Raw genomic sequence first — 7,326 nt, forward strand, 5'->3', positions numbered from 1 at the left:
GATACCCTGACCGACATGACCAGAACGGACGCCACCCGGCCGCATCCCGCCGCGCCGCAGCCGGGTGCCTCGTCGCTCTCCGCCGCGGCGGCGCCGTTCCGGCGGCTCCGGACCGCGCTGTCGGTGTCCGGCCTGGGCCAGTGGCTCGCGGTCCCGGCGCTGTCGGCGATGGCGGTGCTGCCCGCGGACGGCACCGCGGCCCGGCTCCAGGCGGTCGGCGGGACGCTCGCCCTGCTGGTGCTGCCGGCGGTGCTGCTCGCACCGCTCGCGGGGAGCCTCACCGACCGGGTCGACCGGCGGCTGGCGCTGCTGATCGCCGACGGGCTGCGCTTCGTGGTCGTCCTGACCGTGCCGCTGGTGGACGCGCTGCCGTGGACGCTGGCGGCGTCCTTCCTGGTCGGCTGCCTGTCCCTGCTGTGGCTGCCGGCGGCGGCCGCGGCGCTGCCGGCGCTGGTCTCCGACGCGACCGTGAGCGCGGCAGCGGGCGGGGAGGTGGTGGCGCGCGGCGCCCCCGAGACCGACCTGCGCGCCGGCGCCCGCCGCTCGGCGGCCCGCGCCGCGTTCGGCCCGGCGCCGGTGGCCGCGCTGGCGTTCGCGCTGCTCGCCCTGATCGCGAACGCGGCGCTCGGCGCGTCGCACCGCGCCGACCTCCCGCTGTACGCGGCGGCGGTGCTGTTCGTCGCCGCGGCGGCGCTGACGGCGCTGGTCAAGGAGGTCCCGGCGACCGAGCCGATCGTCGTTCCGGCACCGCTGAAGCTGCTGTTCCAGGGGCCCGGGCTCGACCGGGCCGGCCAGGGCCTCGGCCTGGCGGTCGGCGGCGCGGCGCTCGCCGCGGGCGCGATCGCCGCCGTCGCGCGGGTGCACACCGGCGAGCTCGGCGGCGGGGACGCGGGCTACGGCGCCGTCCTCACCGGGCTGGCCGCCGGGCTGGCCTGCGGCCTGTTCCTCGGCCCGCGGGTGCTCGGCCCGTTCAGCCGCCGCCGGCTCCTCGGCCTCACGGTGATCGCCGCCGCGCTGCTGCTGATCGTCGCGGCGCTCGTGCGCAACCTCGTCGTCGTGGCGTTCGTGACGGCGTTCCTCGGCGTCGCCGCCGGGGCCGCCTGGTCGACCGCGTCCGCCGCCGTCCGCGACCCCGATGACGATGACGAGGCGGGCGGTGAGCGCCCGCGCGCGTTCCTGCGGTCGGTCGCGCTCGTCGCCGCGCTGGTCGCGGTCGCGGCCGTCCCGGCGGTCGCGGGCGCGCTCGGCACGCACCGGCTCGACGTCGGCGACGGCTACGACCTCGACGGCTCGATGGCCGCGCTGCTGATCGCCGCAGTCCTCGCGCTGGCCGCCGGGGCCGTCGCCTACCGGCGGCTGGACGACCGGCGCGGCATCCCGCTCGCCGCGGACCTGCAGGCCGCGCTGCGCGGCGAGGTGTACGTGCCGCCGGCGCAGGCCGCCGCGCCGGAGCCGGAGCCGGTCCGCCGCGAGCGCGGCGTGTTCATCGCGTTCGAGGGCGGCGAGGGCGCGGGCAAGACCACGCAGGCGCGGCTCGCCGCGATCTGGCTGCGCGACCACGGCTACGACGTGATCACCACGCACGAGCCGGGCGCCACCAAGATCGGCATGCGGCTGCGCGCGATGCTGCTCGACCGCGACACCACCGGGCTGTCCGACCGGGCCGAGAGCCTGCTGTACGCGGCGGACCGCGCCGACCACGTCGCGAACGTGATCCGGCCCGCCCTGGAGCGCGGCGCGATCGTGGTGAGCGATCGCTACCTGGACTCGTCGCTGGCCTACCAGGGCTACGGGCGGCGGCAGCCGGTCGACGACATCGCCCGCGTCAACGCGTGGGCGACCGGCGGGCTGCTGCCCGACCTGACCGTCCTGCTGGAGATGCCGCCGGCGGAAGGGCTGCGCCGGCTGTCGGCGCCCGCCGACCGCATCGAGTCCGAGCCGCAGGAGTTCCACGAGCGCGTCCAGGCCGGGTTCCGCGCGCTCGCCGAGGCCGACCCCGACCGGTACCTGGTGCTGGACGCGAGCCGCCCGCAGGCCGAGCTGAGCCGCGAGATCCAGTACCGCATCCGCGAGATCCTCCCGGATCCGATCCCGGCCGGCACCGAGGACGCGACGAGCACCTTCCCGGCCATCACCGACGTGTAACGGCGCGTCTGCGCGGGGGCTGCGCAGGCCGTAGCCTTGGTCCCATGAGCGTCTGGGATGACCTGGTGGGGCAGGCGCCGGTCGTCGAGCAGCTGTCGGCGGCGGCCGCGGGGACCGGCGGCGGCATGGCGCACGCCTGGCTGTTCACCGGGCCGCCCGGGTCCGGGCGGGTGACCGCCGCGCGGGCGTTCGCGGCGGCGCTGCAGTGCACCGAGACGCCGCGCGGGTGCGGGCACTGCGCGTCCTGCCACCAGGTCCTGCAGGGAACGCACGCGGACGTCGAGGTTGTCCGCCCGCAGGGGCTGTCGTTCGGCATCAAGGACGCCCGCGCGCTGGTGCTGCGGGCGTCGTCGTCGCCGAGCGGCGGCGGCTGGCAGATCGTCCTGTTCGAGGACGCCGACCGCGCCACCGAGGGCGCGGCGAACGCGCTGCTGAAGGCGATCGAGGAGCCGCCGCCGCGGACGGTGTGGCTGCTGTGCACGCCGTCCGCGGAGGACCTGCTCGTGACGATCCGGTCGCGGTGCCGGCTGGTGACGCTGCAGACCCCGCCGATCGCGGCGGTCGCCGACATGCTCGTCCAGCGGGACGGCGTCGACCGGGACACCGCGGAGATCGTCGCGCGCGCCGCGCAGGGGCACATCAGCCGGGCGCGGCTGCTCGCGACCGATCCGGGGATGCGCCGGGTCCGCGACGGGGTGGTGGCGGTCCCGCGCCGGCTGACGGGGGTGAGCCCGGCCGTCGCGGCGGCGGAGACGCTGGTGAAGGCGGCGGAGGCCGAGCGGGACGCGCAGACGGTCGAGCTGAACGAGTCCGAGACGTCGGCGCTGCGCAAGGCGCTGGGGGAGAGCGAGAAGGGCCGGATGCCGCGCGGGACGGCGGGCGCGCTGAAGGAACTCGAGGGCCGGCAGAAGTCGCGGGCGACCCGGGTGATGCGCGACGCGCTGGACCGGACGCTGCTCGACCTCGCGTCCTATTACCGGGACGTGCTGACGCTGCAGCTCGGCGCGGGCGGCGACCTGGTCAACATCGAGCTGGCGCCGGAGCTGCGGACGGCGGCGTCGGCGGGCCGCCCGGAGGAGACCCTCCGCCGGCTGGACGCGATCATGGAGTGCCGCGAGCGGATCGCGGCCAACGTCAACCCGCAGCTGGCGTTCGAGGCGCTCACGCTCGCGCTGCGGACCGGCTGAGCAGGCCTACGGAGCGTTCCGGGGAGCGCCGGATGAGCGGCGCTATTCGACGGCGCGTCTGGGATTAACACAAGCCGCTCCAATTCGTTATAGATCTGTACGCGTCTCTCAACAGACGCACCCGTACCGTCTGCTGGCCATAGCGCGCCGAGAATGGGCGAGCTCCCCCCATGGCCAGGAGGTCTGCTTTGCGGCGAGCCTTGATTTCCGCCGCGTGCGCCGTCGCCACCACGGCGGCGCTCGCGATTCCAGCGTCCGCGGCACCGGCCCGACCGCGGGCGAAAGGCGAGGCGTCGGAGTACGTCGTCCTTTACAAGGACGGCGTCTCGCTCGGCAAGGCGCACGACGCGGTGAAGGCGGCCGGCGGTTCGATCGTCCAGGAGAACACCGATGTGGGCGTCGCGACCGTCCGCTCGCAGAACCCGGGGTTCGTCCAGGCGGTGATGCGGCAGGGCGCCCTCGACGGCGCCGCGCACAACCGGGTCATCGGCGAGGCCCCGAAGGAGAAGAAGGCCGCCGCGAAGATCGAGAAGACCGTCGGCGCGCAGGGCGCGGTGACGGCGAAGGGCAAGCCGTCCAAGGACACCGAGCCCCTCGCCGACCTGCAGTGGGACATGAAGCAGATCCACGCGACGGCGAACGGCTCGTACAAGGCCGAGCCCGGTTCCAAGAAGGTCCTCGTCGGCATCCTCGACACCGGCGTGGACGGGGACCACCCCGACATCAAACCGAACTTCGACCGCAAGCTCAGCCGCAACTTCACGCACGACATCCCGTACGACGCCGACGGCAATGTGCTGGACGGCCCGTGCGAGTTCAAGTCCTGCGTCGACCCGGTGGACTGGGACGACAACGACCACGGAACGCACGTCGCGTCCGAGATCGCGTCCCCGCGGAACGGCCTCGGAATGGCGGGCGTGGCGCCGAACGTGACGCTGGTGAATCTGCGCGTCGGGCAGGATTCGGGGCAGTTCTACCTGCAGCCGACCGTCGACGGCCTCACCTATGCCGCGAAGCACGGCATCGACGTCGTCAACATGTCGTATTACATCGACCCGTGGCTGTGGAACTGCGCGAGCAACCCGGCGGACAAGCCGGAGGACCAGCTCGAGCAGCGGACCATCATCCAGGCGACGCAGCGGGCGCTGGATTTCGCGCACCGGCACGGCGTCACGCTGATCTCGGCGGCGGGCAACGACTTCGTCGACTACACCAGGACCAACATCGACGACACGAGCCCCGACTTCCCGTCCTACCCGGGCGAGAAGCCGTACGAGCGGACGATCCCGGCGAGCTGCCAGTCGATGCCGTCCGAGGGCGAGCACGTCATCGCGATCTCGGCGATCGGGCCGAGCACCCGCAAGTCGTACTACAGCAGCTTCGGCAACGGGTACGTCGCGGTGGCCGCGCCCGGCGGCGACAAGGTCGACAACGCCGCCCAGCGGCCCGACGACCGCGGCGGCATCTGGGCCGCCTACCCCGCGCGCCTCGCCAAGGAGCGCGGCGAGCTGAACGCGGACGGCACGCCGAAGGTGTCGTACGTGATCCGCAGCTGCAAGGGCAAGACGTGCGCCTACTACCAGTCGCTGCAGGGCACGTCGATGGCGTCCCCGCACGCGGTGGGCGTCGCGGCGCTCATCATCAGCAAGTACGGGCACCGTGACCGCCATGGCGGCCTCACCCTCGACCCGGGCTTCGTCGAGCGGAAGCTGCGCGGCAGTGCCACGCCCAAGGCGTGCCCGAGCCCGAACACCGTCGAGTACACCTGGTACACCCAGACCGACGGCACGTGGGTGAAGCACACCTCCACGCAGACCTGCGAGGGCTCCAAGGAGCGGAACGGGTTCTTCGGCAACGGCATCGTGGACGCGCTCCACGCCGTCCAGCGGTAGCCCGCCTCCCGGCCCGCGGCCCCCGGTCCCTCCCGGCCGGGGGCCGCGCTCTTTTCCAGGAAATCCGCCACCGGAAGCAACCCCCGGCGGTCGATGGCGTCTCTGGGACATGGACGCTGAAACGGTGCTCCCCGACCGGGAACGCCCCGCGGGCCTGGCGGCCGGCGACGCGGCGGACGCGGTCACGGAGCTGTACCGAGGGCATGCGCTCGGGCTGATGCGCCTCGCCCTCGTCATGGTCGGCGACCGCGGGACGGCGGAGGACGTCGTCCAGGACGCGTTCGCGGGCCTCTACCGCCGGTGGCCGCGCTTGCGCGACCGCGACCGGGCGCTGACGTACGTGCGGTCGGCGGTGCTGAACGGGTCGCGGACGGCGCTGCGCCGCCGCAGGAGGCCGCTGCGGGCCGTCCACGCGGCGCCGGTGTGGTCCGCCGAGGCCGCGGCGATGGTCGGCGAGGACCGCCGCGAGGTCATGGACGCGCTGCACAGGCTCCCGCACCGCCAGCGCGAGGCCCTGGTGCTGCGGTTCTTCATGCAGTCGTGCCTGGGGCATCCCGGCGTCGGCACCGTCTTCGTCCTGCGGCGCTGACCTCGGGCATGATGGGGGCATGCCGTACCGCGTCACTTTCGTCTGCACGGGCAACATCTGCCGCTCGCCGATGGCGGAGGCGGTCCTGCGCCACCATGTCGAGGAGGAGGGCCTGGACGTCGAGGTCGACAGCTCGGGCACCGGCAACTGGCATGTGGGCGACGGCGCCGACGAGCGGACGATCGCGGCGCTGCACCGGGCCGGGTACCGGTCGGCGCACATCGCCCGCCAGTTCGAGGACACCTGGTTCGACCGCTACGACCTGATCCTGGCGCTGGACGAGGGGCACCGGCGGGCGCTGCGGTCGATGGCGCCGGACGACGAGGCGCGGGCGCGGATCCGGCTGCTGCGCGAGTTCGACCCGGAGGCGGGCGCCGACCTCGACGTCCCCGACCCGTACTACGGCGGGCGCGCCGACTTCGACCTGGTGCTGGAGCAGGTGGAGGCGGCGATCCCGGGCCTGCTGGAGGAGATCCGGGCCGGGCTGAAAGCCGCCTGACATGCCCGGCGTTCCCGACGTGCGAGAGCGCGTGGAGCGGCTGCTCGGAAGCCCGGTGGAGTCGGTCGCCGGCCTCGGCTCCAGCCACGCGTGGAGGCTGCACCGCGCGTCGCTCGCCGACGGGCGCGAGGTGTTCGTGAAGGCCGCCCCCGACCAGGCGGGCGTGTTCGCGGCGGAGGCGGCCGGGCTGCGCTGGCTGCGGGAGGCGGGGCCGGACGCGCCCGTCCCGGACGTCCTCGCGGCGGACGACCGGATGCTCGTGCTGCCGTGGCTGCCGTCCGCCCCGCCCACCCGGGAGGCCGCCGAGCGGTTCGGGCGCGAGCTGGCCGCCCTGCACACCCGCGCCCGCCCGGACGCCTACGGCGCGCCCTGGGACGGGTTCATCGCCGACCTGCCGCTGGACAACACCCTCGACGACCGCGGCTGGCCCCGCTGGTACGCCGAGCGCCGCCTCGCACCGTTCCTGCGCCGCGCCGAGCGGAACCTGGCGGCGGCGGACGTCCGGCTCGTCGAACGGGTCATCGACCGCGTCGAGGACCTCGCGGGCCCGCCGGAGCCGCCGAGCCGCATCCACGGCGACCTGTGGTCCGGGAACGTCCAGTGGACGGACGGCCGCGCGCTGCTGATCGACCCGGCGGCGCACGGCGGCCACCGGGAGACGGACCTGGCGATGATGGCGCTGTTCGGGACGCCGCACCTGGACCGGATCCTCGCCGCCTACGACGAGGCGGCGCCGCTCGCCGGCGGCTGGCGCGACCGCGTCCCGCTGCACCAGCTGCACCCGCTGCTCGTCCACGTGGCGCTGTTCGGCGGCTCGTACCGGGACTCGATGGTGGAGGCGGCCCGGTCGGCGCTGGGCTGACATTTCGGTCCGGCGCGCTCGTCCACTAGATGAATGAGTCCAAGGAGTGTCGTTGCAGTCAGTGATCATAGGCAGTCAGTGACCGCTTGATCGACTGTCCGGTCTTGTCGTTGTGCCATATCGCCGCTGTGAGAGCGAGGATCCGGCACAGG

6 protein-coding genes are annotated in these 7,326 nt (G+C 74.2%); all 6 read left to right on the forward strand.

The annotated features are described in order from the left end of the window. Positions 1 to 15: 15 nt before the first annotated feature. Positions 16 to 2,145: a dTMP kinase gene (gene tmk, locus F8568_RS20850; protein ID WP_151595296.1), complete on the forward strand. Its 2,130-nt coding sequence runs from the start codon at positions 16 to 18 to the stop codon at positions 2,143 to 2,145. A 44-nt stretch (positions 2,146 to 2,189) separates the two neighbouring features. Beyond that, the gene (locus F8568_RS20855; protein WP_151595298.1) at positions 2,190 to 3,332 is read left to right on the forward strand and encodes a DNA polymerase III subunit delta'; all 1,143 of its coding nucleotides are present in this window, start codon (positions 2,190 to 2,192) and stop codon (positions 3,330 to 3,332) included. Between the two features lie 188 nt (positions 3,333 to 3,520). Then, positions 3,521 to 5,224, forward strand: a complete 1,704-nt coding sequence (locus tag F8568_RS20860; RefSeq protein ID WP_151595300.1) for a S8 family peptidase — start codon at positions 3,521 to 3,523, stop codon at positions 5,222 to 5,224. Between the two features lie 109 nt (positions 5,225 to 5,333). Beyond that, positions 5,334 to 5,813: a sigma-70 family RNA polymerase sigma factor gene (locus tag F8568_RS20865; protein ID WP_151595301.1), complete on the forward strand. Its 480-nt coding sequence runs from the start codon at positions 5,334 to 5,336 to the stop codon at positions 5,811 to 5,813. Positions 5,814 to 5,832: 19 nt separating this feature from the next. Continuing rightward, the gene (locus F8568_RS20870; protein ID WP_151595303.1) at positions 5,833 to 6,312 is read left to right on the forward strand and encodes a low molecular weight protein-tyrosine-phosphatase; all 480 of its coding nucleotides are present in this window, start codon (positions 5,833 to 5,835) and stop codon (positions 6,310 to 6,312) included. Position 6,313: 1 nt separating this feature from the next. After that, a complete protein-coding gene (locus F8568_RS20875; protein ID WP_151595305.1) occupies positions 6,314 to 7,174 on the forward strand; it encodes a fructosamine kinase family protein in 861 nt (286 codons plus the stop codon). The last annotated feature ends 152 nt before the right edge of the window (positions 7,175 to 7,326 follow it).

Origin of the sequence: Actinomadura physcomitrii (assembly GCF_008923205.2) — a bacterium.
GTDB classification, from domain to species: domain Bacteria; phylum Actinomycetota; class Actinomycetes; order Streptosporangiales; family Streptosporangiaceae; genus Spirillospora; species Spirillospora physcomitrii.